Raw genomic sequence first — 25,367 nt, 5'->3', positions numbered from 1 at the left:
TTTTATTTCTCAAGAAATTCTCCAATATTCTCGCTTGTCACTTTTATATATGGCAGATAAACATATTTCTCGGCAATCTCTTCGTCTGTTCCAATTGCCTCAACCATCTTCGCCATCGCCTTTGCCTGTCCTTCTTTATCATTATATACTGTTCCCGACAGCTCTGAATCTGCAAGCGCTCTAAGTCCGGCATCCGTGCCGTCAATCCCAAAAAACACCGGCCATGCCGATTCCGTATAATTCGCCTTTTTGTAAGCGTCAATTGCTCCAAGCGCCATATCGTCGTTGTTTGCAAGAACAAGTTCAATCTTGTTCTGATACTGGCTAATCAGCTGCTCCATCCTGTTCTGTGCCTGAACACGGTTCCAATTTGCAATCTGATAGCTTAGTTTTTCCAGCTCTATTCCACTGTTTTTTATCGTATCAACCGCATTTCCTGTCCGGATGATTGAATCTTGATGTCCTGCCTCCCCTTCCAATACAACATATTGGATCTTTCCATCTCTGTTTTTGTCAATCTGAGTATTTTTCTGTATTACTTCAGCCGCAAGCTCTCCCTGCATCACACCGGACTGTTTCGCCTCTGCTCCTACATAATAAAGTTCATCCCACTGTCTTAGATCTTCCTCTACCGGCTCCCGGTTAAAAAAGATAATCGGAACATCATGATCTCTGGCAAGGTCTATAATTTCCGACGGATCTGCCCGATCCACCAAATTTACACAGAGCACATCACACCCCATGTCAATCAATTCTTTCACCTGATCATCCTGTGTGCGCTGTGACCCCGCTGCATCTAATATCGTAACCGTCGCCTCAAGCTCCTCATGTTCGGGATTTTTCAACTGTTCCTTGAACTGGGCAAGAAGCTCATTCAAAAACGTATCGCTTTGGTTGTAATAAGTAACCCCGATATGCACCTTGTCCTCCCGTGTTTCCTGACGTTTTCCACAGCCAAACAAAAGAAATACATTTACGATGACAAGCATTCCAACCAACCATTTTTTCTTCTTTCTCACTTTTCTCCCCCTTTCCTCTACTGGCTCATTGTAAGAAGCAGTTCTTGGTTTTCTTTGCTGAACAACGTCTCCTTTCGGATTACCGAGTATGATACCGTCTGTTTCTTCATATTTTCAAAATAATGGTCCAGCTTTCTTGCAACTTCGCTCAGACTCTGATAGCCAACGTTAAACTCGTCCGGAACTACAACACACTCCGCAATCCCTTTATCAAGATAATAGATAGCTTCTGTAGACTGACCTATTCCATACAGTAATTCTCCGTGCGGCTGACTGCTCGCCAAATATTCGCCAATTGCAGTCAGATTGCTATCATCCAAAGCAATCACAATATCCACTTTCGATTCCGTGTTTTCCTCTCTGTTTAAAAGCGCATCCAAAGAAAGCTCTAAAATATTGGCATTTTTATCTTCCAGCGCATCTTTAAAACCACACTCTCGGCTGCTGAGCATATTGGAATCCGTCGACGCTAAAAGAAGTCCTATTTTTTTCTCTTCTATATTTCCTTCAAAATCTTTGAGCATTTCTTCCGCCAAAGCTTGTCCCATCTCATAATTGTCTTCTTTTATAACCGGAAGATCATACCTTGTTTCCCCTTTCTCCGCTTCATAACCCACAAGCATAACCGGTACTCTCTTCTCAATCTTCTTCAGCACCTCCTGATCATTCTTGTCTAACACCGGCTGCACGATCAACGCATCCGCTCCATCCTCAATCTCACGTTCAAGAACTTTTTTCTGAGCTTCTGCATCCAATCCTTCTTCTACATCCACAACCGCAAGTTCAATGCCCTCCTCCTCTGCCGCCATTTTCAGACCATACTTCAAAGCAGACCACTGACTGTCTCCTGCATTTTCAAGAATTACCGAAACCTTATCTAGTGCTTTTTTATTCTGTCCCAAAATCATCATCAACGCCAGTCCGATGACCATTATCATCAGAATCACTTCTGTCAGGACAAATCCTTTTTTGTTATTCATCATCTCGTTTCACCTGCACTTCTTTTGCCGTCTCTTCCTTTCGGAACATCCGCCCTTTTTCAAGATCCTCCCGGTTGTCTTCTGTATACAAAACTGCCGGAATACAGATGGATACTGTCGTCCCTTCATCTGGTTCACTCTCCACAACCAGACCATACTCTTTTCCGAACAAAATCTGTATTCGGTTATTCACATTCACAAGCCCTACACCGGAACCATGCTTGCGAATCCGTTTACTGTCCGTCAAGATCAAATCAACTTCTTCCTCCGTCATCCCAAGACCATTGTCTGTAACAGAAAGAATAATATTTTCTCCTTGCATGCGGCCTGTCACTTTGATTTCTCCACAATCATCCATCGAACCCACACCGTAATTGATTGCATTTTCAAGAATCGGCTGCAGCACCAGCTTTACAATACAATACTCATACAGTTCAGGTTGTACATCAAATATGACTGAAAACGTGTTCTTATAGCGTACTTTTTGTATATTCATATAGCTTTGCGCATGCTGAAGTTCTTCTTTGATACTGATTACCGTACGCCCTTTCGAAAGACTGATTCTGAAAAGCCTTGCCAGCTGGGTGATCATAAACGATGCCTCGTCATTTCGCTCCCCCTCAATCATCCAGGTAATAGACTCCAGCGTATTGTAGAGAAAATGTGGATTAATCTGGCTTTGCAATGCATCCAATTCACTTTTTCTCCGTTCGTTCTGCTCCAGTACGATTTTCTTCATAAGCATGTCAATCTGCTCATAGGAGTTCTGAATAGAGTTTCCAAGATGCCTGATCTCCGTGGAGCCTCCAATATAAATCTTCGGTTTCTCTCCCGCTTCATATTCAATAACAGAATGATTTAATTTCAGAATCGGGCTGGAAATCCTCACAGAGACAATACGATTAATAATCATCAACATCATCGCCATCAAAAGCATCAGCATGGCAATGAAATACCGGATATCGATTGTGCCGTCAACAAAGGTCGTCTGAGGAATTACACCAACCAGCTTCCAGCCTGTATAGCTGATTGTATTTACAACAACCTTTCGATGCTCTCCCTCAAATTCCTCGTCATACACTCCTTCTTTATATTTTGCCACAGATTGACTGCTTTCCTTCCTTGTTCCGTCTGCAATCTGTATCTGCTGCGGATGATAAATAATCTGTCCGTCTCCATCACACAGATAGTAATATTGTCCTTTGTTTGCCGAATTGATCTGCTTCATCATGCGGGCAATTCCTGAGTAATCCATATCTACAAGCAGAACTCCCATACGCGACACTCCATTGTCGGTAATCTCCACTGCCCGGCTCAGCGAAATCACCCAATAATACCGAAACGTGCCATCGTCGAACAGATTCTGGATATGCGGCACTGAAAAGTGCATATTTTCCTGAATCTCCATCGCCTTCTTATACCAATCCTGTTCTGTGACATCCGGATCTTCCTTCTCCGCCGCCACAGGCTCCGCTGCCATCAGACGTCCATAGTCATTATAGATAGCAATACTCTGCAGATTGTCTCCATTTACTTCATACAAAAGATTCATTCCACTTTGAATACTCTGAGCCTGACTGGAAAAATCATTTTCTTTTATTACATTATAATAAACCGTGTCTGAGATCTGTCTCATACTCACCAGATAGTCTTCTAAATATTCACTTGCCTGTTCCATCAGTTTTTGTGTGCTTCCAACCATCTCATCTTTTGAAATCCCTGAAAATCGAAGATAGAGTGCAACCCCCAATATCAGCATGATAGAAATCGACACCACAGAAAAGGCAATCATAAGGGTTGATTGTATCCCTTTCGGCTTTATTTTTTTCAAATATGCCAAACACTTATTTTTCACGTTCCATATACTCCGTTCTGTATTTTGACGGCGATGTGTGAAACTGCCGTTTAAAAACATAACTAAAATAATTCGGGTCTGTATAGCCTACTTTTTTCGCTATGATATAACTCTTTTCCCCCGTCTCGATCAGCATACGGGCAGCCTGCTCCATACGATACTCTGTCAGATACCCGATAAAAGAATTGCCGGTCTCTTTCTTAAAAATTGTAGAAAAATAAGAGTTGGATACTCCAAGTTCTCTACAGATGCTGTCCAGAGACAACTCTTCATCTGCATAATGATTGCGAACATACTCCTGTGCTTTTAAGACAAAAGATTTTGTCGATCTGCTTCTTGAATTTAACAGTCTCTCACGGAAAGAGAAACTTATATCCAAAAGCCATTTTCGAAAGCTCTGCGGCTCCATATCAAGAAGCCTTCCATACAGTTTTCTCATATCTCCGGAAAATTCATCCATCACAATCTCGTTATTTGCAGAGAAACGATATAATTCACTTACCAGTTCCATGACTGAAATATAGTGCTGCTGTAAGGATTTTCTCTGAAAGGATATCTGCTCCAAGTATTCATCAATCGCTTTTTCAATATCCTCTTCCGTGCCCAAACGAATCATCTTAAACAGCTGATTAAACGAATCTGTCCCCTGCTTTAAATCCGGTTCACTTACCTCCTGCGGCGCAACCTCTTTGATATTGATTGCTCTTGACGCCCCATAAATCGCGCGGTATGAAACCGCATCTCTTGCACTTGCATACGACTGTGCAAGGTCCAAAATATTGTCGCAGACAAATCCAATCCCAACAGTCACAACAGCTCCGACCATTCGCTTGACATATCTGCAGAACCGGTCGCACTCATCTGTCAGCCTTGATACCTCGTGCTCATCCTGAAGCTGCACGAGCAAAATACTATTTCCCAAATAAGAAAAGCACTTTCCTCTCCAAGCTTCTCCAAGGCGCTCTTTTGCCTGTTTTTCAACTGATGCAAATAAAAGCAACGGATTCACATCCTGCTGTATCCTGCTTGAAGATGTATGGATCACAAGACAACAGTAACAAGGTCCCTCCAACGAGATCTGATAGTCTGAAAGATACTTCTGCAGTTCCCCTGCCTGAATTCTTCCCTCTATCAGCGTGGAATAAAAATTGACCTGCAAAAGTGGCAAAGACTCCAGATAATAATTCTGCAGCACCTGAACGTTTTTCTTCTCGCTGATCTCCTCATCAAGCTTTATCTTCATCTGCGTAAACACATTGGTCAGTTCAACTGAATTTACCGGCTTTAACAAGTACTCCTCAACTTCTAAATGAACCGCCTCTTTTGCATATTCAAATTCATCAAATCCGGTGAAAATCAACAGTTTTGTGGCCGGAAACTCCTCTTTGATGTGATGTGCAAGTTCCATGCCATCCATATATGGCATCTTAATATCCGTCATCACCACATCCGGCTGGTATTCTTCCACCATCTCAAGCGCTTTTACACCGTTGTTCGCATAGCCGATCACAGAAAAACCAAGCCCTTCCCAGTTGATCTTTTTCATAATGACTTGTATTACATCTTCTTCATCGTCTACTAAAAGTACTGTGTATGTTTTCATATCCTTCTTCTCCATGTCTATATAGTAATTTTTATTATATCAGATGTCACTTCAAATGCAATGCATACCCCGAACAAAATAAAGAGCCAGAATAGCTTCTGACTCTCTTTTTGTAAAAATAAAATTATTTTTTCTGAACATATTTCAAACAGTCCAATGTTACTGCTACAAGAATAATGATTCCTGAGAATACGAACTGAAGGTTTGTGTCAATACCAAGGATTGTAAGAGAATATGTAAGTGCTGTGAAGATACATACACCAACTACAACTCCTGAGATCTTACCGATACCACCTGTAAATGATACACCACCTACTACGCAGGCTGCGATGGCATCCATCTCCCATCCCTGTCCATAAGCCGCTGAACCGGAACCAACCATTCTCACACATTCTAACCATGAACCAAATCCATAAAGAACACCTGCAAGAACAAATGCACCAACTGTTACCCAGAATACGGAAATACCTGAAACAGATGCTGCTTCTGGGTTTCCACCTACTGCATACAGGTTTTTACCAAATGTTGTCTTATTCCAAATGATCCATACAATTACGATTGCAGCCACTGCCCAAAGGATAATTGTTGGGAATCCATTGATTTTCGGAATTACCATATTCGGAATCGCTGGTTCAATCGCACCAAAGGATACACCTTTTGTCGCATATGTAACAAGACCGAAGATTACAAGCATGTTTGCCATTGTTGAAATAAATGGGTGCATTTTGAATTTTGCGGTAAAGAAACCGGCAATTGTTGTAAACACTGTACATAACAAAATACACATTACAAGTGCTAATATCACTCTTGCTCCAAGCGGCATTTTTGTAAAATCAAAAATATGTCCGAATACAGAACCTGTATTGACACCCTGGTGCATGATAATTGTTGCGGTTGTCATACCCATTCCGACCATACGACCGATAGAAAGGTCAGTACCTGCAAGAAGAATCAATGCTGCTACACCAAGTGCAAGGAACATTCTAGGCGAAGCCTGCTGTAAAATATTCAATACGTTGTTGTAAGTAAGTAACGGTGAACCTTTTACCATTGGAGTAATAATACATAACATGATAAAGATTAAAATAATCGCAATATACAAACCGTTTTGTAAGAAAAATGCTCTGCGGTTAAATGTATATTTGTAGTTTTCCCATTTCTGTGCTCTTGTCTCCAGGAAAGTGAATTTTGACATACGCAGTAAATCAATCAAATGATATTTGTAATTGTAAGCTGCATGTCTTCTGTCTTTGATTTCCTGAAGTTCTTTCTGATATTGAATCTTCGCATCAAACAGGCGGTTTTTGTAAACATACTTCTCATCTTTAATTTCATTGTGATCAGAAAGTTTTGCAACAATTCCCTGATGCTCTTTTTCCAATTCTACAAGTCTTGCTTTATAGTTTTCTTTTGCCTGTACTTTTTGCTGTGCACAGCTTTCTAAAACTGCATTGTAGTAATCTTTGTTAAAATGTTCTTTCAAGTAAGCTTCTGCTTCTGAAATCAATTTTGAAATCTGATCTTTATTTTTTGCCTCAACAGCTTTTGCTTTCTCCAGCTCCCGTTTTGCCTCTTGAATCCGGTTCTCTTTTTCCCCTTTTGTAAGGCTTCGGTCTTTTTTCATTCTGTCTATAATGCCCTGAAGATGAACAACTTTTTCTGTACCATCTACTCTGAGGCTGTCAATTTTTTCCTGAATTTTACCCACATGATCCTCAATCGGTTTGCGGAGCTTTAACTCCTGCTCTTCCGTAAGAATCTTACTGTTTCCATTAGCCATATCTATCATTCTCCCTCATTATAGGTATTTTGCACTGAGCCTTAAGAGCTCTTCCTGATTTGTGTCTTTTGTATTAACAATTCCCGCAAGATGTCCATTAGACATAACACCAATACGGTTTGTGATTCCCAAAATCTCCGGCATTTCAGACGAAACAACAATGATTGTTTTTCCTTGCTTTGCCATTTTGATAATCAATTCATAGATTTCATATTTTGCACCAACATCAATTCCTCGTGTCGGTTCATCCATCATAAACACTTGAGGTTCACGTTCAAGCCATTTTCCAAAAATAACTTTCTGCTGATTTCCTCCTGACAAACTTGAAATCATATCATCTGGTCCCATACATTTTGTATGCATAATCTTAATCTCATTCGAAGTCGCTTTTGTCATCTTTGCGTCAGACAACAACTGTCCGGATTTGTACTGACTGAGATTTGCAATTGTTGTATTAAATGTCAAATCTCCTTTTAAGAACAATCCGTTTGCCTTACGTTCCTCTGTAATCAACGCAAATCCATGCTCCATCGCTTCTTTTGCACTTCCGAAGTTCATCAGATGGTTGTTAAAGTAAACACGTCCTGCCGCTCTGGTTCTAATTCCGAAAATTGTCTCCAAAAGCTCTGTACGTCCTGCTCCTACCAAACCGTACAATCCAAAAATTTCACCTTTTTTTACATCAAAGGAGATATCCTGCAAATGAGGCTCAAATTTCGTTGACAAATGCTGGATAGACAAGATCGGTTCTTTTGGTTCATTGTCTACCGGCGGGAAACGATTCTCAAGAGAACGTCCAACCATCGCAGCGATCAGCTCATTCATATCTGTGTCTTCTGACCGTTTGGTCATAACAAGATTTCCATCCCGTAGTACGGATACTTCATCACAAATCGTGAAAATCTCATCCATTTTATGCGAAATATAAATTAAGGAAATTCCCTGTTCTTTCAACATATTCATCATCTCAAACAGCTTTTCAACTTCCTGAACTGTCAATGAGGATGTTGGCTCATCGAGAACGATTACTTTTGCATTGTAAGAAATCGCTTTTGCAATTTCACACATCTGCCGCTGTGATACGGACATATTCCGCATCGGTTGAGTCAGGTTGACAGTCATTCCAAGTTTTCTAAAAAGCTCGGAAGCCTCTTTTTTCATTCTTCCCTCATCCACGATTCCCATTGAGTTGCGCGGATAGCGTCCGAGGAATAGATTGTCAACTACATTTCTTTCTAAGCACTGGTTCAATTCCTGGTGAACCATTGCGATTCCGTTTTCCAGTGCATCTTTTGGACCTGAAAAACTTACTTCCTTTCCATCAAGGAAAATTTTTCCTTCATCTTTTTGATATGTACCGAAAAGGCACTTCATCATCGTAGATTTACCAGCACCATTTTCTCCCATCAGTCCCATAACCGTTCCTTTTTTCACATCTAAATTAATGTGATCCAAAACCCGGTTTCTTCCGAAAGACTTGCTCATGCCACATATCGATAAGATGATTTCTTCTTTCTTATCTGCCATTCTTCTCTACTCCTGTTTTGTTTACACGTATTATTATTTTCTTTTACTCAAAAAGAGGTTATCGGGAAGAATTTCTTCTTCCCAATAATCTGCTCTTTTTCATTTCTTTTTTGTTATTATTGATTCAATAAAGATGTGTAAGAAGCTGCGTTGTCTGTCTTAACCATGTTGATTGCGAACGCATCATACTGGCTTGGATTTCCAAGACGGTTTGTAATGTTAGATTCTGTCTGTCCATCACCACCGATGTATTCAACATCAAGGTTAAGAAGATCATCATAGTTCTGAAGTAATGGCTGATATGTTGAGCTTAAGAAGTTATCAGAAGCATTGTAGATGTTCAACCATACTTTTTTCTTTGCATGTTCTTTTTCATCAAGTTGATTTGAAACTGGTTCGAATACCTTTGTAGAATCTGTAAATTCTTTATAGTTTTCAGCTGTAACTGCTACGTTCAATGCATAGTAAGAACGTTCTTCTTCGCTGTATCTGTATACGTCTTCTGAAAGAACATTTCCAGCTTCATCTGCTGTACCGATACCTGTGTCAATATCTACACCATCAAGTGAGTTACGAAGAACACGAAGTGTTAAATATGCCTGTACGTCTGCATGCTGGCTGATTGTTCCGCCGTATCCTTCTGCGATAGCTGCAACTGCATCGTTATTTGCATCGTATCCGAATGTAGGAACTTGATTGTCTTTTGACCAAGCATTGAACATTGACATTCCCATACCATCGTTGTTAGATGCGATTACATCGATCTGATCACCGAATGAAGAAGACCATGTTCCGATTGCATTACCTGCTGTTGCCGCATCCCATGTAGCTCCTGAAGAGTTCTTCATTTCCTGAGAAGCAAGCTCACGAATAATATATTTCTTTCCGCCAACTTCGATTGAACCATCTTTTACTGCTTTTGAAGAACCATCTGTATTAGTTCCGATTGGGTCACTGTTGATTGCACCATCTTTTTCAACGTCTGTTCCAAGAGCTTTACGAACACCTCTTGTACGAGCGATAGAGTCATTATGTCCGATATCACCGATTGCCAATACATAACCGATTACACCATCACCATTTTTATCGATTGTAGCAATATTTTCTTCAATGTACTCTTTGATCATTGTTCCTTGAAGTTCAGCACCCTGATTAGCATCAAATCCTACATAATATGTATCTTTATTAAAGTTCAAAGCGTTCTTGTCTAACTCACCTGTAGAGCTGTTAGATGGCTGACGGTTGAACCATACTAAAGGTTTATCTTTGTTCGCAACGTCTGATGTGGATTTGTCTCCGCCTTTGTCAGATCCTCCATTGTCTCCTCCACTTGATCCACATGCTGCTGTAGATACAACGAGTAATCCTGCCATTGCTAATAATGCTAATTTTCTTTTCATAACTTTTGTTCTCCCTTCTGTTATCGACGTTTCGCTCCGTCGTTTGTTGATATTGCTAGTATAATATATGTTTTAAAGAAAAAATATAGGATATTTTTCTTTTTTCATTGAAATTTTAAAGCTTTCACAAAAATTTTATATTAATACTTTTAATAAATTACAAAAAACGACATCATTTTGCATATACACTTTCACCAAACATTTTTATCAGCACAAAAAAAGGAACCCTCCCAGTTCAATCACCTGGTGGATTCCTCTTCTTTTCGCACTCTTATTCTTTCACAAGCACCTTCACAATTTCAGCCATATACATCGTATGATAATCTTTTTCCGGATACCATCTTGCATCATTCTCTTTGACATCAAAACATTCCGGACGCATCTCTTGATGATACTGTTTTTTGCAGACCATAATCATATCCGCCTCTTCAAACGCCACTGTTCCATCTGTAAAATACGGTGTCAATCCTGCATTTTTCACCTTATCCTCGTCTCTTCCGGATATTTTTCCACAGTAAGCAAGCGCCGGACGATAGTTTTCCCCAAAAAACGCAATCGTAAACAGATCATTGTGATCTACGAAGTCTTTCGTGTATCTCTGTGGACGAATGTAAACACTTACCACATTCTTTCCCCACATAACACCAACGCCTCCCCAGCTTGCTGTCATTGTATTATAGGATTCTTCATTTCCCGCTGTAATCAAAAGCCATTCTTTTCCAATCTTTGTAAATGGATTGAACGAAAGGTCTTCTATTTTCACTTCTTGAAATGCCATCTTATACACTCCTTTCACCTGCGCCACATAAGGCAGCTGTCATAAGTCTATGTTTCAGAACCTTATTTCATGATTACTTTTCTAAAGTTCTTTTTCCCTCTTCTCAGCACGATACCTTCTCCTGCAAACACGTCTTTTGCAAATACCGCTTTAATATCAGTAACTTTGTCTCCATCTACAGCAACACCGCCCTGATCTACAGCACGTCTTGCTTCAGATTTAGATGGAACTAATCCGCTCTTTACAAGCATTGTCAAAATATCGATACTTCCGTTCACAAGATCTTCTTCTGTAAGTTCTGCTGTCGGCATGTTTGCTGCTGCACCACTTGAGAACAATGCTCTTGCACTTTCCTGTGCTTTTGTCGCTTCCTCTTCTCCATGAACAAGTTTTGTCAACTCAAATGCGAGAATCTCTTTTGCCTGATTCAGCTGGCTTCCTTCCCAGTCATCCATCTTGTCAATCTCTTCCAACGGAAGGAATGTAAGCATACGGATACATTTCAGAACATCTGCATCTGCGACATTTCTCCAGTACTGATAAAATTCAAATGGTGATGTCTTATTCGGGTCAAGCCAAACTGCACCAGACTGTGTTTTTCCCATTTTCTTTCCTTCAGAGTTCAAAAGTAATGTGATTGTCATCGCACTTGCATCTTTTCCAAGCTTACGGCGGATCAATTCTGTACCTGCCAGCATATTGCTCCACTGGTCATCTCCACCGAACTGAAGATTACATCCGTATTTCTGGTACAATGCGTAGAAATCATACGCCTGCATGATCATGTAGTTAAACTCTAAGAAGCTCAGTCCTTTTTCCATTCTCTGTTTGTAGCACTCTGCTGTCAGCATACGGTTCACGCTAAAGTGCGCCCCTACTTCGCGAAGCAATTCAATGTAGTTCAGATCCAAAAGCCAGTCTGCATTGTTTACCATCATTGCTTTTCCTTCTGAGAAATCAATGAATTTGCTCATCTGCTCTTTAAAGCAGTCGCAGTTGTGCTGAATCTGCTCCGGGGTCATCATAGATCGCATATCTGTTCTTCCAGATGGATCTCCGATGTATCCTGTTCCTCCCCCGATCAATGCGATTGGTTTATTCCCTGCCATCTGAAGACGTTTCATCAGGCACAGTGCCATAAAATGTCCCACATGAAGACTGTCTGCTGTCGGGTCAAATCCGATGTAAAATGTTGCCTTTCCTTCATTAATCAAGTTGCTGATCAGCTCTTCGTCTGTTACCTGCGCAATCAATCCTCTTGCTTTCAATTCATCATAAATCTTCATTTTTCATTCTCCTTCTTGTCTGTCGGTTTTATTACTTTTCGGAGCGTTTTATTGCATGACATATAATTTTCTATAATTAAAAAAACCCGCCCCTTATCTAACATAAAGGGCGAGTGTAATCCCGCGGTACCACCTTCATTCGCATTCACTTCACAGCAAACGCCTCTGCAAGTATCTATCAATACTCAGGCACGATAACGTGTGCCATCCCGTTGCAGCCTACTTAGAATTATGTCACTGTTCGGTGCAAAGCTCCAAGATGTATTCATAATCGACTTTCCATGCGCCTCTCATCAACCGGCAGCTTTCTGTATGGCGTCTCAATTATTACTTTTTCTTTTCTTCGCCGTTTCTTATTCTGAGGAAATACTACCCCATAAAATGATATTTGTCAAGGGGCTTATACGCCTTTTTCTTGTTCCAAAGCATCATTCCAGCCAAGAGCAGCAAGCCCGTCACAGACAATACTTTTCCCATCTTCAATCCCGGTGCATGATACACAATCTCTACCTCATGTGTTCCGACCGGCATCTTTACTCCTAAAAATGCCGTATTGACTTTTTCATACTTCACGTCTTTTCCATCTATCTTCACTTCAAAGTGCTCATCATATGGAATCGATGTAATCAGATACCCATCTTTCACGCCGTCCACACTTCCTACAATTCGGTTTCCTTTTGTCTGTGCCTTGTCCATCCTAAATTCGCTTTGGCACAGCGTCTTTAAGGATTCGTCAGTATTTCCGATATAGCATCGAAGGTTTCGGATTTCATAGTTTCCTGCTCCTAGTCCCAGATTCACTTCCGTTTGTCCCGCCTTTAGGTTTACCGCATAAGTAAAGGTTGTGTTGCCATTATAGTAAATATGCGATCCTGCGCTTAGTTTATTTTTCACACCTGCAAGCCACACAGAAACATCCTTGGATGTCTTGTAATTTTTTAGTTCAAACTGCACAAACAGAATCTCTTCCTTCTGTGCCTCCTCACTGATTTTTAATTTCACATTCTGAATTTTTTTTGACTTAATATGGTATCCATCTTCTATCTTTTCAATCGCCTTCGTATCTTCCATCGGAATCTCTGCCCCAGTCTCTTTCACCTGACTGTTCAACACCTCTTTCGGATTCACTGTATCATTTACTGATTTTCCTACAGCAAATCGCAAAAAAGCGAGCTGACTGTACGGAAATTCCAAATCTTCATACGCTTTTTCCGAAATCATCTGATTTGTCACATACGCAATCGGAAGAACTTCTTCATTTTTATAGACTGTCACATCTCCGACTTTCTTCTCCTGTTGATACCCTGTGATTTCTTGTTCAGAAAGAATGTATTTTACCCCCATCAATTTCTGATAAATCGGGTTTTCTGTCACAGACTGCATCAATACATTTCGAAATGGCTGTTCCACCAGAAATGTTTCGGTTCGAAATTTCTGGTACGCCGGATTGTAGGAAGACGAATAAATCGATGATACATACTGCTGCATATTCCAAATACGGTTCAAATTTGCGGCATTTTCACTTGTCGTGCCGCTTTGCTCCATTCGGTAAAATCCGTTCTCTTTTTCTGTTAACTCTTCAATCTCAGTTCGAATCTGCTTATTTGTCACCTCTTCGTAAAATGCCGGTTCGATCATCTTGTCGGCACTTTTGTGCAGCACCACTCCATACAGCGCCAAAAAGCCAATTGGAACAACGATGAGAACCCAATCGAATTTCTTCCAATAAAAAATAAGATAGCAGACAAGCATCACCAGCGCATCCACCAGCACCCAGCCCAGATATTCTGAATATTTTCCTTGTTCACGTCCCATATACACCAACACAATTGTCAGTAAAAACGGCAAGGCTCCTGCCCAAAAAGAGATTTCACGCCGTTTTTGCTTTTCCAAATAAGTTGCAATCAGATAACATAAAAACGGCAAAAATGGAATCATCACTTTATCCCGAATATAAAGTCCTCCATTAAGCAAATAGGCAAACAAAGGTACTGCCAAAATAACGATACAGGCAATGTGCAAAAATTTCTCATATAGCTTCCGATATGTCAATCCGGTAATCAGGACCGTGATCGCAAGTGTTGTCAATCCGATACCGTACGGCGTATATACAACCCGGAAAATCGGAATTTCCGGAATCAAAAGCGCAGACAGTGCCGTCTTATGTCCTCCTTCTCGTCCTCCCGCAAGCGCCATCGCCGTCGGCACAAGAAGTACGGCACTCATCAAAACTGCCGTCAGCATCGGTAAAAGGAAGCGAAATCCATCTGACACAAACCCTAAAATCTTTATATTTTCTCCAAGTTTCTCTTTGCCCTCGGTATACCGATAAATAACATACAATACAAGCGCAAACATTCCACCTATGCTAAAGTAGAAACTTGTCAGAATCATAAGAAATACACTTATCGTGTAGAGTCCTGCTTTCTGTTTCTCAAAATACCGATCTACACCTAAAAATGCCAGACACAAAAACGGCATATAATTGACAAACATAATCTGATTATAAGAATGGTAGATCATCGGTCCGGACAATAAAAAAAGCAACGCCGTCAGAAAACTAAGCCTGCTCGTAATCCCTCTTCGCAAAAGCCATTTATAAAACAATAAGACAGCTGCTAAAAGACTTATAACGCCTGCAGCCATCATATAATCGCTCATTTTTACAAAAGGCAGAAAATACGAGATCAAAACAACAGGGCTATACAACCCATAATAGGCAAAGTTATAAATATTTTGCCCTCCTCCGATATTTGCTGCAAACTCCGGAAATAGCTGTCCTGTATTATAAAACTGCTGCCGGAAATAATCCGGCAGTACGCTGTGCTGACTGATCCAGTCTACCTTCGAGCCAAATACACCATATCTTCCGCAAAAAAACCAGCCAAAAAACAGTGTGAACATTCCCAGTAGCAGATACGGAATCGTTTGTTTAAACTTCTGCCTGTTCATATTGGTTCTCCTCGCTGGAATCTTTCAATATGTAAATCGGACGATGCTTCGTCTCCAAATATGTCTTAGACAAGTACTGCCCAACAATTCCGGTACAAAGCAGTTGTACTCCGCTCACCATAAAAATGATACACACAAGTGAAGGCCAGCCTGCTACCGGATCCCCCCACACGATCGTGCGCACAATAATAAACACAATTATCAAAAAAGAAAGGATACAGAACAAAATTCCGACAACGGACGCCAAGGAAAGCGGGGCAACCGAAAACCCTGTAATCCCTTCCAACGAATAGAAAAATAATTTGCGCAGCGACCACTTTGTCTCTCCTGCTGACCGTTCTACATTCTCAAACTCCATCCATTTTGTGCGGAATCCGACCCACTCAAAGATGCCCTTCGAGAATCGGTTATATTCGCTCATCTCCAAAATCGCATCTACCATTTTTCGTTTCATCAATCGATAATCTCTGGCTCCGCTTACAATCTCTGTCTTGGAAATCTTATTGATAAATTTATAAAAACGATTGGATAAAAAGGAACGGATTTTTGGCTCCCCTGTCCGTGTAGACCGCTTTGTCGCCACACTGTCGTACGGCTCTTCAATAAGAGTTCGATACATCTCGGGCAGCAGACTCGGCGGATCCTGTAAATCCACATCCATAATTGCCACATAATTCCCCTCTGCATTGCTAAGTCCCGCATAAATCGCCGCCTCTTTTCCAAAATTTCTTGAAAACGATAAATATTTGCAGCGCTCATCCCTCTCATGCAGACTTTTCATAATCCCAAGTGTCCGATCCGAAGATCCATCATCCACAAACAGCAATTCAAAGTCTACTCCTTGCATCTGTTTCATAATACGGCTCATCTCCTCATAATATACCGGCAGAGCCTCCTCCTCGTTAAAGCAAGGTATCACAATACTAATTTTATTCATTTTTCTCACCTCACGTCTATTTTACAGATAAAATCTTAAGGAACTACGCAACTAATTCTTAAGATTTCTTAAGTCTCTCTGATTTTTGTCATTTTTTCGCTATAATAAGCATAGAAGACAAAACACGGAGGAAACACCATGGATAATGCACACATTTTGATCGTCGACGACAACCCGGAGATTCGAGAAATCATACAGATTCTGCTGTCCGGTGAGGGCTTTTTAACAGAAGAAGCAAAAGACGGAAAAACCGCACTCGACCTCTTACAGACAACTTGTTTCGACCTCATCATTTTAGATATTATGATGCCTGGACTTAACGGATATCAGACCTGTCTGGAAATCCGTAAAATAACAAATGCCCCAATTCTATTTCTGAGCGCCAAAACAAAGGACAGCGACAAGACACTTGGATTTTCAAGCGGAGGTGATGACTATCTCGCCAAACCATTTTCCTACAGTGAGCTGATCAGCCGTGTCAAAGCGCTCATCCGCCGCTATCACATTTACAAGGGAAAAAAAGAAGCACTACCTCCACAAACAACCTTTCAATACCGTCATCTTACCATTGACGAAGAGAAAGAAGAAGTCTTATCAGACGGGAAGCCGCTCGACCTGACTGACACAGAGTACCGAATGTTACTCCTTCTCGTGAAAAACCGGAAACAACTTTTTTCTGCAGAACGGCTCTATGAGGCTGTTTGGGACGAGCCTTACTATTATGGCGCAAACAACACCGTAACGGTGCATATTCGGAATCTGAGACGAAAAGTGGAAATGGATCCGAATCATCCAACTATCGTCAGAACGGTCTGGGGAAAGGGGTATCGATGTGATTAAGAAATTTCAGAACTGTAAAATACGCACGCAGTTTGCAATTGTCATACTACTCGCCGGAGCACTCTGCTATCTCCTTTTTTCGTTCTTATGGGGAAAACGCTATGAGACCTTCGGTTATCTGAACGACAAATTCAACTTTTACCCGCAGCTAAACGACGATTCCTTTTGGGGAACGCTGTATGAGGAGGCACTCAAATATGACATCCCAGACTCAGAAGATGACAAGGAAACGATCGAAAAAATGCAGCCTTTCTTCGATCTCGTGGACGACTATACAGGTATTTATCTTTACGGCTTGGAAGATGGAATTTTTCTGTGCGGAAAAACTCCGATTTCCATGGAAAAACATGCGTTTCGGAGTTTTTTTGACTTCGGCTATGCTTTGACCGGTGGAGAGGGCGAAACCCCAATCAGCTTTCCGATTCAATTTAAAAACGGAATGGCGCAGGTACATATTACTTTTTACCACAGTTCCTTCTTTCTCTACCCATACTGTATGGTGCTTCTCGTAGTCTGTATCGGATTCTTCCTTTTTCTTGTACTTTTTTTTGTCAGCCGGAAAATGAAACAGATCATTCGCTTAAAAGACGATGTGCTCGTGATGGCAGGTGGCGATCTGTCACATCCTTTTCCAGACTACCAAAAAAATGAAATCGGAATCCTCTCCCATGAACTTGATCATCTCCGCATCGCCTTTGACGAAAATATACAGTCCGAGCAGGAGAGCCGCAAAGCCAATCAGGACTTAATTACCGCGATGTCACATGACCTTCGCACACCGCTCACCATTTTGAATGGATATTTGGAAATTTTAAAGCAGCAAAAACGCCCTGATAAGCAAGAGGAATATTTAAACCGTTGTCTGCAAAAGACAGCGGACATCAAAGAAATGACAGATCGTATGTTTGAGTATGCGCTCGTATTTGATCCCACTGAGACACCGGAACTGCACTCTCAAAATTACGCTCTGTTAAGACAGATTTTGATGGAGCACTGTGAATTTCTGAAATTGGTTGGTTTTCAGACAGAACTTGCCTTTCCTGAGAGTACGTTCTTTTTTCTCTGTGATGTAACGATGCTGAAACGCATTTTTTCAAATCTATTCTCCAACATTATCAAATACGGAGATAAGCAGGATAGGATAACCGTCACAGTCACACAAGCACTACATTCCATTACCATCAAGCTTACAAACACTGTCAAAAAAGATTTCTCTGCCATAGAAAGCAATCAGATCGGATTGAAGAGCACTGTAAAAATGATGCAGCTAATGGGTGGTACAACAACGATTGAAAAAACAGCGACACAATTTTCCGTGTTGCTGACATTAAAAAACGAGAGGTCTTAAACCTCTCGTTCTATTTTCTTATGAACGCCCCTCTCGTCTCTTACGCACAAATACTGCAACTACCGCTACACATGCTGCCATAAGAACCGCAACTGGTAATACTGTCATTGTATCCCCTGTTTTAACCGGTTTTTCCTGATTCTTATCTTTATTTGAATCAGATGGTTTTTGTTCTGGTTTCTTTTGTTCATCCACTTTTACCAGCTTATCAACCGCATTTTTCAACACTGTGCTTGCTGCATCTACTTCTTCCTGAGTTGCATCCTCATCTGCCAGCACTTTTTTTGCTGTATCCATTGCTTCCTGGTAGCCTTTCCAGCTATCTGCTGTATAATCTTTCTCTTTCAGTTCGCTGTATTTATCTACCAATTCTTGTAAATCTGATTTGTCAGCTTTGTCCGGTTCTACTGGAATATCTTTTTCTGTTACTTCAATTGTAACTTTCCCGCTCACGCCATTTTCAGCTGTTGCAATAACTTCTGCTGTTCCTTTTGCTTTCGCTGTTACTGTTCCATCTTCGCTCACTGAAAGCACGTTCTTATCCGATACAGACCATGTCACATCTTTATTTGTTGCATTGTCCGGTAACACTTGTGCTGTTACTTTTGTTGTATCTCCAACCTTCAGTTCTGTGTCTGCTGCTGTCACTTCGATACTTTCTACTTCTACATCTGGCTCTACCGGCGTATCCTTTTCTGTCACTGTGATTACCACTTTCCCGCTTACGCCATTTGCGGCTGTTGCAATAACTTCTGCTGTTCCTTTTGCTTTCGCTGTTACTGTTCCATCTTCGCTCACTGAAAGCACGTTCTTATCCGATACAGACCATGTCACATCTTTATTTGTTGCATTGTCCGGTAACACTTGTGCTGTTACTTTTGTTGTATCTCCAACCTTCAGCTCTGTGTCTGCTGCTGTCACTTCGATACTTTCTACTTCTACATCTGGCTCTACCGGCGTATCCTTTTCTGTCACTGTGATTACCACTTTCCCGCTTACGCCATTTGCGGCTGTTGCAATAACTTCTGCTGTTCCTTTTGCTTTCGCTGTTACTGTTCCATCTTCGCTCACTGAAAGCACGTTCTTATCCGATACAGACCATGTCACATCTTTATTTGTTGCATTGTCCGGTAACACTTGTGCTGTTACTTTTGTTGTATCTCCAACCTTCAGCTCTGTGTCTGCTGCTGTCACTTCGATACTTTCTACTTCTACATCTGGCTCTACCGGCGTATCCTTTTCTGTCACTGTGATTACCACTTTCCCGCTTACGCCATTTTCGGCTGTTGCAATAACTTCTGCTGTTCCTTTTGCTTTTGCTGTTACTTTTCCAGTGTTATCCACAGAAATTACCTCTTTATCTGATACAGACCATGTTACCTCTTTGTTTGTTGCATTATCTGGTGTTACGATCGCTGTTGCCTGTGCTGTCTCGCCAACTTTTAACTCTTTCTTGTCAGCTGTCACTGCTACACTCTCTACTGGTACGCTCGGCTCTTCTCCTCCATCAAATGCTGTGACAAATTTTGCATCCGCCCAGTCAGCGTGGTCGTTGCTATCACTTGCTCCCATCAATGCCTGCAAATGAAGCTCTTTTGCTCCCTCTGGAATCGTAACTTTAACATGTTGCATAATATCTTCTGGAACCATCTCTTTTGTTGAAGTAAATACTTCTTGCTCATCTATAAACACTTTAAATGTTACTGAGCCAGGTTTTCCAAGCTGTGCTGCATCTACCCCCACGTACGTTTCAAACTCTTTATAACCTTTGTTTTCCAAGTCGTAGTAAATATTTGCAGTAGCATGAGACCATACACCTTTTTCAAATGTACGAATATTCTGTTCTTCATCTTCTACCAGTCTAATTGGATTTCCTTCATAAGTCTTATCCATTCCAAATGGTTTATTGCTCCAACCATTTGTCGAATTATTCTTATGCTCCAAATCAGAAAGATAGATAACACTCTTTCCTTCTAACTCGAATGTATAAGTCTTTTTCTCTTTCTTGTCCGGAGAAGTCACTTCAATTACAATTGTATTGTCTCCTTCTACAAGTTTAACCTTCTTGAGTTCTTTTTGTTCTTTTCCATTGACAGTTACTTTTACCGTCGCATCTTTTTCTTCGGCTGCCACATCTATTGTTATTGCAGAAGAAGTTGCGATTCCAGTATATTCTGTCGTTGTTTTTTCAAACTTCTTATCTAATTTTACATTGTCACTGAATACAACACTTTCCAGATTTGCATTTGTCGGATCCGGAACTTTAATATTTACTGCGTAACGTGTTGGCTCTGCACTCGTTTCTGGTGTCACGATAATATTCACCATATTGCTGCCTGGTTGCAAAGTTACTTTGTTGTCTTTTACAACTTTACCCTCGAATGACATTGCTACTTTTGCAGATGCGTTTGCTACTACTTCTAATGCAACTTCTTTTGCTTTATTCACATCAACTCTGTATTCGTATACATCGTCTTTTAATTCAACTGTTTGCCCATCTACTTTCAAAGAAGTCAATTTTGCATTATCATCTCCATCACGGAAAATGGTGAAACGATAATATTTCTTTGTAATACCATCTTCTGCAGTTACTGTCACTTCAATCAAGTTACGTCCACTTGTAAGTGTCAGTTTACCTTTGTTACCTTGTACCACTTTATCATTGAATACAGTCTCAACTTTTGCATTTTTGTCTTCTGCCGCAAATTCTACATTGAGTTCTTTCTCTTCTGTTGTTGCCATTGTAAGATATGTCAATGTATTTTTGTCGAATTCAAATCCTTTTGTAAGTCCTGTAATGTCTGCTTTAGCTAACCGTGCATTTGCAGATTTTGCGTTTCCTGCATCCAGTCCTTCTCCTGTCACTTTCACTGCCTTAGATGACCATACGATGTCTCCAGATACTCCACTATCTTTTACTGGAACAACAACTGTTTTCACATATTTATTCTTCATATCCGGAGTTGCAGTCAATGTGTCACCTGCATTTGCTTCTAAAACTGAATAGAATCCATTTTCTTCACTGGAAACTGCCCATTTCACAATCTTATCCGAACCTTCGCCCAATTTGTAAGACGCTGTCAATTTGTTTTCTGCTTCTGTGTAAGCTACAGATACCTCAGATACAGATGGAAGGTTATCTGATACTGACTGAGTCAAGGCAACAGGCTTATTATTTACTTTCAAGTCTGTGAATACATACTCTGTATTTCCATTTCCCATAGCTCCGAATGCGACATACAACTGACCATTGCTGTCTGGCATAAATGTTGTGTTGGTAACTTCATTGCCAAATTTTGTCCAATCTTTTCCATCTTCACTATAGTAAGATGTGACTTTATTATCGCTTCTTAATAATCTAAAATAAAGATCTTTTACATCTTGCTTGTCACTTGCGCTCTCAGCCAACTGCTCACTTGCACTCTGATTAGACTCACTAACCATACCGAATCGTTCACCAACATTTGATTGTCTATGTTTTCTCTGAATTGCCACATAGTTGTCTGCATCTTTTCCAAGATAAAGCCCTACGTCTTCCCATTCAACTGCAGTTTTCCCTTCAATCTTAAGAGATACTTCTGTTGTATTACTGTCTACCGGAACTTTGAACCAGTTTGCCGGTGTCTGTTCCTTAAAAGTACCACCTTTTGTTGATTTTACGTGAATTCTATTTTCTTCCTCTATATTCCAACGTTCTTTATTCTCTCCCTGGATAATAATTCCTTTTGCAAGTTCCTGTGCAGAGTCTTTTGTCAATGGCACTTTTTTGCCATCAACGGTCAATTCAGAGAAAGTATACGAAGTATTGCCATCTGCATTTTTATCCATCATTGCACCAAATGCAACATAAAACTGACCATCTCCTTCTGGAATAAAAGTTGTATTTTCTACAGTCTCTCCAAGTTTTGTCCAATCTTTTCCTTCTACTTTATAATAAGATGTTACATTGTTTCCTTCTCTTGACAATTTAAAGTACATCTCTTCAACATCTTGGTCTTCAACTTTTTTAAGCTGTTCACGTCCGTTATTTGCATCTCCGTTCATTTCATTAACCATTCCGAGATTTTCTTCTGTTCCGCCGCGATGTTTTCTCTGAATCGCCACATAGTTGTCTGCATCTTTTCCAAGATAAAGTCCTACATCTTCCCAAGAACTCTTGGTCTTTCCTTCAATCTTAATTGTCACTTCTTTCACAGTTTTATCAACCGGAACCTTGAACCAGTTTGCTGGTGTCTGATTATTGAATGTACCTCCCTGTGCTGCCTGTACATGAATCTTATTTGTTTCTGGAATAGACCAACGAGATGTATCTTCACCCTCAATTGTAATTTCCTCCGCAAGCGTCACTTCTCCCACTTGGATAGAAAGTAATTTTCTTGCTTCTAAACCATTCTTTGTCTTTGCAACGACTTCCACCGCACCGCTTTTTTCTGCTGTCAAAAGTCCTGAAGTTTCATTGATTGTTGCTTTATCTGTTGCTTGACCTGTTGTCGGATCAACAACTGACCATGTTACAGCTTTATCCGCTCCGTCTTCCGCTGTCACTTCTGCTGCATATTGCAATGTTTGGTCTGTTAATTTTTCTGTCTCTGTTGTAATTTTAATCGCAGTCGGCTGGACCGTTGCTTCTCCTTCTACTGTATATGTAATTGGAGCTGCCTCGAATTTTCTTCCTCCTGCAACTGCATATGCCGTTACATCTGCTGTTCCATTTCCCACTGCTATCACAACACCTGATGCAGATACTTTTACTACTTTATCATTAGATGATTTGTAGAAAATCGTTCCCACTTTATTCAGCTTGTTATCTGCTCCCACTTTTGCAACGTCATTTTTCACTGTCACTTGGTTTTTGTCTGTACTTGCAAGCTCAACACCTGCATTTAAACCTCCGTCATATGTATTACCCTCGATTGTAACATTTTTACAGCCTTCAAAACGATATGCTTTTGCACCAAGCTCCGCTCCATCTGCTGTCACAGTGATACTTGAAGATTCCCCTGCTGCAAGATTTGTTTTATCCGCTTTCGCACTTACTGTCACATCTGGATTTTGACGATACACTTTATTATTCTTAAACGTCAGATTTTCCACACATTTTGCATTCAATACATTTTGACTCTGTGCCATGAAAAATGTATTGCCTTCAATTTTCATATTCTTATGAACTGTTCCATCAACATTTCTATTTGTCGGTTGCACAAAGATTCCAGCAGCTCCTGCCGTAAGCGGATTTACAATAAATGTATTTCCTTTGATCGTCACATCTGTCGTACGTCCTGATTCATACCATCCCTGTGCATCATTGGAAATATAAATCGCAGCCATCCCCATGTTGTCAAACATATTATCAGTAATCTCTACTTTTCCTCTTGTTGTGCAGAGTACGCCACGAGTCGGAGTTTCTTTAAAAATATTATCATGAATCTTCACATTCGGTGTGTATGTAATGTTTTCCACCGCATGTTGATTAACCTGTACTCCTTCTGGAATCGCTTTGTCAAATGTAAGCTTAATCTTCGTCAGATCGTTCAGACTTCCTTTGCCACCTTTTCCATCCGGTCCGTCCACTTTCACAACTTCTCTCACTGCAACGTCCCCATTTTCAGATACCGGAACCATATTCCCCAATGTTGAAAATTCTACCTGATCTCCCACATAGTAATTCGGGAATCCAGCCGTTTCATTATGTTTGTACTGCACAGTCACTTCTGTTCTGTCATCACTAATTCCAATTACCTGCAAGAATGTACCATGAACATTGATTGGGTCATCATGTGGGTTAGAAAATGTACAGTCTGAAATATCAATCAATCCTTTACAGCCTGACATCTGAATGAAATCCGCGTAACCTGCTGTTGTTCTTCCAGATGCTTTGTCTGTCTCAAAATCCACATCTTTCATTGTAATATTTTCAGAGAACTGCCCTACCATACCAAATCCATGAATAAAACGAATATCTAAATCATTCAGAGTAACATCTTTGCTCTGCCAGAAAAATGTTCCTGCATGATCTCGAGTTGTATCTCGCAATTGATAACAGAATCCTTCTTCCAATGTTCCCATACTGGAATATGTAATCTTTACCTGATGATTTCCTAAATCTTCAATCTTTGATACATTGTTGAAAACATGCTGGTCGCTTCCTCGTTTTCTCCATGTCTGACCGTTTTTTGTATCAAAAATCTGAGAATATGTAGAACCATTAAATGTATATGTCCAATAATATTCCTCTGTATACGGACTCTTATCACTCATCCACTTGATACTGTTTCCATTTACCTGATAGTTATAGCATTCCGGAATATAGTATGTAACCTCATTCCCTTCTTTTTTGACAGCTGTCATATCTATAACTGTCGGAACTTGGAAATCCACCTCAAAGTTCTGGAATGTTACATTCTCACTGTCAATAGATGCAAATGTTGTCATCTTTCCATGGAACATAAACAATGAATCATTTCCTTCTACCGTTACATTGTCCATATCCTCAATCAGAATACCTATCTTCTTATCTTTATAAGTCTGATTTGTTCCTACTGTATTCGAGATATACAATTCTCTTTCTTCTGCCTGGTCCGGATAAATATCATATCTACCCTCCGGAAAATCGATTACAACAGGTGTATCCGATTTTTTTGTTACCTTTTTAGCCGCTTCAATAGCCTTTTTAATTGCCGGTGTACTGTCTGTCGCACCAGTTGGATCCGCACCATATTTGGTTACATCAATTACCTTTGCTTCTTCTTTGTCTGCTGCTTCCACAGTAGCTCCAACTGTCCCAACGCTTGGCACTGCCATACAAACCGCCATCAAAAAAGCAACTAGTTTCTTTTTCACTTTCCTTTTCCTCCTATTTTCATCATTTTCACCAAGATATCAAACTTTATAGATAATACATATTATACATAGCGTAGATTTGTATTTCAATATATTTTTTATTTTTGTACATTTTGTATATTTACTTTTCAATCTCACAATATAGATCTGCAAACAAAGAGAGATGGAATTTCAAGAATTCCACCCCTCTGCTTTTTAAACACTATACATATTTTTTCTTTA

The 25,367-nt window shown here is 40.4% G+C and carries 14 protein-coding genes and 1 other annotated feature; of the genes, 2 read left to right on the top strand and 12 right to left on the bottom strand.

Translation table 11 applies throughout. The annotated features are described in order from the left end of the window. Positions 1-2: 2 nt before the first annotated feature. From BQ5364_RS03130 to BQ5364_RS03080, 11 genes are all read right to left on the bottom strand, one after another. On the bottom strand, positions 3-1,019 hold the full coding sequence (locus BQ5364_RS03130) for a galactose ABC transporter substrate-binding protein (RefSeq protein ID WP_071143619.1): 1,017 nt from the start codon (positions 1,017-1,019) through the stop codon (positions 3-5). Positions 1,020-1,036: 17 nt separating this feature from the next. Beyond that, positions 1,037-2,002 (bottom strand): substrate-binding domain-containing protein, encoded by a 966-nt coding sequence (locus BQ5364_RS03125; protein WP_071143618.1) that lies wholly within the window; start codon positions 2,000-2,002, stop codon positions 1,037-1,039. Then, entirely contained in the window at positions 1,992-3,854 is a 1,863-nt protein-coding gene (locus BQ5364_RS03120) for a sensor histidine kinase (RefSeq protein WP_004612059.1), read from the bottom strand. Before BQ5364_RS03120 ends, BQ5364_RS03125 begins: the two co-directional genes overlap by 11 nt. Continuing rightward, positions 3,844-5,457, bottom strand: a complete 1,614-nt coding sequence (locus BQ5364_RS03115; RefSeq protein WP_022249999.1) for a response regulator — start codon at positions 5,455-5,457, stop codon at positions 3,844-3,846. Before BQ5364_RS03115 ends, BQ5364_RS03120 begins: the two co-directional genes overlap by 11 nt. A 124-nt stretch (positions 5,458-5,581) precedes the next feature. After that, positions 5,582-7,237 (bottom strand): ABC transporter permease subunit, encoded by a 1,656-nt coding sequence (locus tag BQ5364_RS03110; protein ID WP_044986843.1) that lies wholly within the window; start codon positions 7,235-7,237, stop codon positions 5,582-5,584. 18 nt (positions 7,238-7,255) lie between these two features. Then, on the bottom strand, positions 7,256-8,764 hold the full coding sequence (locus BQ5364_RS03105) for a sugar ABC transporter ATP-binding protein (RefSeq protein ID WP_004612055.1): 1,509 nt from the start codon (positions 8,762-8,764) through the stop codon (positions 7,256-7,258). A gap of 116 nt (positions 8,765-8,880) precedes the next feature. Beyond that, positions 8,881-10,164 (bottom strand): substrate-binding domain-containing protein, encoded by a 1,284-nt coding sequence (locus BQ5364_RS03100; RefSeq protein WP_004612054.1) that lies wholly within the window; start codon positions 10,162-10,164, stop codon positions 8,881-8,883. Positions 10,165-10,435: 271 nt separating this feature from the next. Further along, positions 10,436-10,942: a flavin reductase gene (locus BQ5364_RS03095; protein WP_071143617.1), complete on the bottom strand. Its 507-nt coding sequence runs from the start codon at positions 10,940-10,942 to the stop codon at positions 10,436-10,438. A gap of 62 nt (positions 10,943-11,004) precedes the next feature. Continuing rightward, on the bottom strand, positions 11,005-12,228 hold the full coding sequence (gene tyrS / locus BQ5364_RS03090) for a tyrosine--tRNA ligase (RefSeq protein ID WP_004612052.1): 1,224 nt from the start codon (positions 12,226-12,228) through the stop codon (positions 11,005-11,007). Positions 12,229-12,330: 102 nt separating this feature from the next. Beyond that, positions 12,331-12,581: a binding site (T-box leader), on the bottom strand. A 16-nt stretch (positions 12,582-12,597) separates the two neighbouring features. Then, the gene (locus BQ5364_RS03085; RefSeq protein ID WP_071143616.1) at positions 12,598-15,180 is read right to left on the bottom strand and encodes a YfhO family protein; all 2,583 of its coding nucleotides are present in this window, start codon (positions 15,178-15,180) and stop codon (positions 12,598-12,600) included. Continuing rightward, entirely contained in the window at positions 15,161-16,117 is a 957-nt protein-coding gene (locus BQ5364_RS03080) for a glycosyltransferase family 2 protein (RefSeq protein WP_071143615.1), read from the bottom strand. The genes BQ5364_RS03085 and BQ5364_RS03080 overlap by 20 nt, the downstream gene beginning before the upstream one ends. 138 nt (positions 16,118-16,255) lie before the next feature. On the opposite strand from BQ5364_RS03080, the gene BQ5364_RS03075 reads away from it, so the two are divergent. After that, positions 16,256-16,957 carry a response regulator transcription factor gene (locus BQ5364_RS03075; protein WP_071143614.1) on the top strand — a complete coding sequence of 234 codons (702 nt, stop codon included), beginning with the start codon at positions 16,256-16,258 and terminating at the stop codon, positions 16,955-16,957. After that, complete coding sequence (locus tag BQ5364_RS03070) at positions 16,950-18,305, top strand: sensor histidine kinase (RefSeq protein ID WP_071143613.1); 1,356 nt, start codon at positions 16,950-16,952, stop codon at positions 18,303-18,305. Before BQ5364_RS03075 ends, BQ5364_RS03070 begins: the two co-directional genes overlap by 8 nt. A gap of 18 nt (positions 18,306-18,323) precedes the next feature. Here BQ5364_RS03070 and BQ5364_RS03065 read toward each other — a convergent pair whose 3' ends face one another. Then, on the bottom strand, positions 18,324-25,145 hold the full coding sequence (locus BQ5364_RS03065) for an Ig-like domain-containing protein (protein ID WP_071143612.1): 6,822 nt from the start codon (positions 25,143-25,145) through the stop codon (positions 18,324-18,326). Positions 25,146-25,367 lie beyond the last annotated feature (222 nt).

This window comes from Coprococcus phoceensis (assembly GCF_900104635.1).
GTDB classification, from domain to species: Bacteria; Bacillota; Clostridia; order Lachnospirales; family Lachnospiraceae; genus Faecalimonas; species Faecalimonas phoceensis.
The sequence above is the reverse complement of the archived record's forward strand: the minus strand, read 5'-3'. Positions and strand labels throughout refer to the sequence as shown.

Bases quoted from the DNA above. Each gene is read 5' to 3' on its own strand.
- BQ5364_RS03125 (WP_071143618.1), bottom strand. From the start codon at position 2,002: ATGATGAATAACAAAAAAGGATTTGTCCTGACAGAAGTGATTCTGATG.
- BQ5364_RS03115 (WP_022249999.1), bottom strand. From the start codon at position 5,457: ATGAAAACATACACAGTACTTTTAGTAGACGATGAAGAAGATGTAATA.
- BQ5364_RS03110 (WP_044986843.1), bottom strand. From the start codon at position 7,237: ATGGCTAATGGAAACAGTAAGATTCTTACGGAAGAGCAGGAGTTAAAG.
- BQ5364_RS03105 (WP_004612055.1), bottom strand. From the start codon at position 8,764: ATGGCAGATAAGAAAGAAGAAATCATCTTATCGATATGTGGCATGAGC.
- BQ5364_RS03100 (WP_004612054.1), bottom strand. From the start codon at position 10,164: ATGAAAAGAAAATTAGCATTATTAGCAATGGCAGGATTACTCGTTGTA.
- BQ5364_RS03095 (WP_071143617.1), bottom strand. From the start codon at position 10,942: ATGGCATTTCAAGAAGTGAAAATAGAAGACCTTTCGTTCAATCCATTT.
- tyrS (WP_004612052.1), bottom strand. From the start codon at position 12,228: ATGAAGATTTATGATGAATTGAAAGCAAGAGGATTGATTGCGCAGGTA.
- BQ5364_RS03085 (WP_071143616.1), bottom strand. From the start codon at position 15,180: ATGAACAGGCAGAAGTTTAAACAAACGATTCCGTATCTGCTACTGGGA.
- BQ5364_RS03080 (WP_071143615.1), bottom strand. From the start codon at position 16,117: ATGAATAAAATTAGTATTGTGATACCTTGCTTTAACGAGGAGGAGGCT.
- BQ5364_RS03075 (WP_071143614.1), top strand. From the start codon at position 16,256: ATGGATAATGCACACATTTTGATCGTCGACGACAACCCGGAGATTCGA.